The organism is Methylocaldum sp. (genome assembly GCF_039794385.1).
In the GTDB taxonomy this organism is placed as follows: domain Bacteria; phylum Pseudomonadota; class Gammaproteobacteria; order Methylococcales; family Methylococcaceae; genus Methylocaldum.
Genome location: NZ_JBDIVO010000415.1, coordinates 1 through 3,616 on the forward strand (window position 1 = coordinate 1; position 3,616 = coordinate 3,616).

Annotated in this window: 3 protein-coding genes; 2 read left to right on the forward strand and 1 reads right to left on the reverse strand. The window is 58.1% G+C overall.

Annotated features, from left to right (window positions below):
• The first annotated feature begins 523 nt into the window (after positions 1-523).
• Together atpD and hxlAB are read left to right on the forward strand one after the other, a co-directional pair.
• Positions 524-1,909 (forward strand): F0F1 ATP synthase subunit beta, encoded by a 1,386-nt coding sequence (gene atpD, locus ABJK70_RS21850; protein ID WP_347259123.1) that lies wholly within the window; start codon positions 524-526, stop codon positions 1,907-1,909.
• A gap of 194 nt (positions 1,910-2,103) precedes the next feature.
• Positions 2,104-3,273 carry a bifunctional 3-hexulose-6-phosphate synthase/6-phospho-3-hexuloisomerase gene (gene hxlAB, locus ABJK70_RS21855; RefSeq protein WP_156880888.1) on the forward strand — a complete coding sequence of 390 codons (1,170 nt, stop codon included), beginning with the start codon at positions 2,104-2,106 and terminating at the stop codon, positions 3,271-3,273.
• Between the two features lie 108 nt (positions 3,274-3,381).
• Here hxlAB and ABJK70_RS21860 read toward each other — a convergent pair.
• Positions 3,382-3,616: hypothetical protein (locus ABJK70_RS21860; RefSeq protein ID WP_347259124.1), on the reverse strand; the 235-nt coding region annotated here is incomplete at its 5' end.

Here is a 3,616-nt window from a genome sequence, read left to right on the forward strand (position 1 = left end):
TTACGCCGAAAACGAGGAGCTTCGATAGAGGCTTCCTCCAATCTTTGGATCTTACTTTGGACGCGGTAGGCGATCGCGGCAAGCCGCACGATCCGGGACGCTCGGCCGGGGTAACTCGAATGAGGGAAAGATAGGCGGGCTCGGGGCAGATATTCGCTCGACGGGTAGGGATCGAATCGGGCATTCTTAGGTTTTGATGCTAGAGCGTTTTCATCTCGCTCGTACGGCAAACCAGGCTTGGCGGAAGTCGTTGGCGCCTTCGGCTCGGGTGAATTGATTCAAGCATTCGTAAGTCGGCAATCCTTTGCCAATCGCAAACGGTCGCTTTAGTCGCGACCCTTCCGACGAAGACGCTCGGCCGGGACGTGGTGTCGGGAAGGGGGGCTTCGGCGCTCCCGAAGACGCCGTTTGCGATTGGGAGGGATTCCCGACCTACTCGCGAGTGCCCGTACAGTCGGTATGAAAATGCTCTAAGGGTCGGCCCGACAGGCCGATCCTCTAGAACTTGGTCGCAGAACTTGCAATGAGCACTCAGGAAACACAAGTTACCCCTTTACCCATCGGCCATATCGTCGAGGTCTATGGTCCTGTGGTCGATATCGCCTGCCGGTCCTTGCCGCCTTTGCATCGGTCTTTGTATGCCGCGATAGACGACGAGCGTTATATATTCGAGGTTCATCAGCATCTCGATCCGACTCGGCTTAGGGCGATCACCCTGCACCGGACGGCAGGTTTGAAGCGCGGCATGCCGGTTTACGACAGCGAGGGCGCCTTGCGGGTGCCGGTCTCGCCGGAATGCCTGGGACGGCTCCTGAATGTCTTCGGCGCTCCGCTGGATGGTGGTGGCCCGCTGCCGGACGCCGAGTTTCGAGAGGTTTTGGCGCCTCCCGCCGCGCTGCACGAAGCTGTTCCGGCCAGCCGTATCCTGGAGACCGGCATCAAGGTGATCGACCTTTTATGCCCGTTCGTGCGAGGCGGCAAGACGGGGTTGTTCGGCGGTGCAGGCGTCGGCAAGACGGTATTGATCATGGAATTCATGCACGCCATCGTCGCGTTGCATCAGGGGGTTTCCGTGTTTGCCGGGGTAGGGGAACGCATTCGCGAGGGGCACGAGCTTTGGCATGAAATGCGCAATACCGGTGTCATGGGTAACGCGGTCCTGGTGTTCGGACAAATGGACGAATCCCCCGGCGTACGGTTCCGGGTCGGCCTGACGGCGCTGACCTATGCGGAATATCTACGCGACTCTTTGGGTAAAGAAGTTTTGTTTCTCATGGATAACGCCTTCCGTTTCGTGCAGGCAGGAAGCGAGGTTTCGGGATTGCTCGGACGGATGCCGGCCACGGTGGGTTACCAGCCCACCCTAGCGAGCGAGGTTGCGGAACTTCAGGACCGAATCGTGTCGACCCATAGAGGCGGTATTACATCGGTTCAGGCGATTTATGTTCCGGCCGACGATATGACCGACCCGGCGGTAAATGCCATCCTGGGCCACCTGGACACCCGCGTGATCCTGTCGCGCGCTCAGGCGGCCAAAGGAATTTATCCGGCGGTCGATCCGCTCTTGTCCGGCAGCAAGATGATGGACCGCTATTTTCTGGGGAATCGCCACTACGCCGTCGCCGAGGCCGTGAGAGAGCATCTGGCCCGTTATCAGGAGCTGGAGGACATCATCACGATGCTGGGTGTCGAGGAGCTTTCCGAAAAGGACAGGCTCATGGTTCTGCGAGCCCGCAGGCTTCAGAGATACCTCAGCCAGCCGTTCCACACGGTTGCCGAACATACCGGCATTCAGGGGATTTCCGTTCCTCTGGAACGAACCTTGGCCGACTGCGAAGCCTTCTTGCGCGGCGACTATGACGATGTACCGGAGGATCGCTGCTATATGCGCGGAGCAATGCAGTCGTAACCGCTAGGTCGATCATCGCGAGCGCATGGGAGTCGTCCTGTACCGGACATCTTGCCGACGATCCGCACTCTGCTAGCATAGGCAGTCCAACGACGGGGGGAATCGGCCGGCGAACGAGATTCCGTTGGCCTTACCGGTCGCTGGCCCGTGCGGCATACACGATAACCAACGATAAGCAGTCGGAGCACATATTCATGGCAAAACCATTAATACAATTGGCATTGGACTCCTTAGACGTCGATCAAACCCTAAGGCTGGCCAGTCTTACGGCGCCCTATGTCGATATCTTCGAAATCGGAACGCCGTGCATCAAACATAACGGGATCGGTCTGGTTACCGAGCTGAAGAAACGGTTTCCGAACAAGCTGATTCTCGTCGATCTCAAAACGATGGATGCCGGCGAGTATGAGGCTGCGCCTTTCTATACGGCCGGCGCGGATATCTGCACGGTTCTCGGCGTGTCCGGTCTTCCCACCATCGCAGGCGTGATCAAGGCGGCCAACGCCCATAATGCAGAAGTTCAAGTCGATCTCATCAATGTGCCGGATAAGCTGGCATGCGCGCGGGAAGCGGCCAAGCTGGGCGTCCACATCATCGGCGTGCACACGGGTCTCGATGCGCAGGCCGCTGGGCAAACGCCGTTCGCGGACTTGCAAGCGATCGCCAAATTAGGCTTGCCGGTCAGGATATCCGTCGCGGGAGGAATAAACCAATCGACGGCTCGCCAAGTCGCGAAAACGGGCGCGGACATCATCGTCGTCGGCGCCGCGATCTATGGCGCGTCCTCGCCCGCCGATGCCGCGCGGGAGATCCGCGAACTGGTCGAAGGCAAGCATCATAAGTTCATCATGTCGAAGCTTGCGGGCGTGCTCGGGTCTACGGATTCCAACTACGAAGCAAGACTGACTACGATGCTGGACAGGGCGTCCCGAGTTTTTATCGCGGGCGCGGGGCGTTCCGGATTGGTTGCGAAGTTCTTTGGCATGCGCTTGATGCACGGCGGTTATGACGCTTACATCGTCGGCGAGGTCGTCACGCCGAGCATTCGAAAGGGCGATTTGTTCATCGTCATTTCCGGCTCCGGAGAAACCGAGACGATGATGGCGTATACCAAACGCGCCAAGGAAATGGGAGCCAACATCGCCTTGATTACGACGAAAGACAGTTCGTCGATCGGCGATTTAGCGGACGTCGTATTCCGGATCGGCAGTGCGGAGCAGTATCGCAAAGTGGTCGGCATGCCGATGGGAACGACATTCGAACTGTCCACGCTGCTCTTGTTGGAAGCGACCGTATCCCACATCATACATGCCAAGAAGATTCCCGAAGAGCAGATGCGCACCAGGCACGCAAATTTGGAATAACACCCGAGGAGGGAAGATTGGGAACTCCAGCGCCCCTGCTCGCTGCGTCGGATCGGAAGCGGGCGTGTTTTCGTTGAAAACGCACTGACACATCCGGCGAGTAAGTTTTTATTCGACAAGAGATTGTTCGCCGATTGGCCGCAGGTGTTCCGCCTGAATCACGCGGCTGTCGGCGAATATGCCGATTTGCCGCAGGCTTTCCGGCCCAGATTGGGCTGCTGCGCAAATGCTATTCTTTTCACTCCTTCGATACGAAAAAGAACGACGCCACGAGGAGTCATGTCCCATCAAGCCGATTCGCTGAAATCCATTTTTTTCGCCCTGGGCGCAAACGCGGCCATTG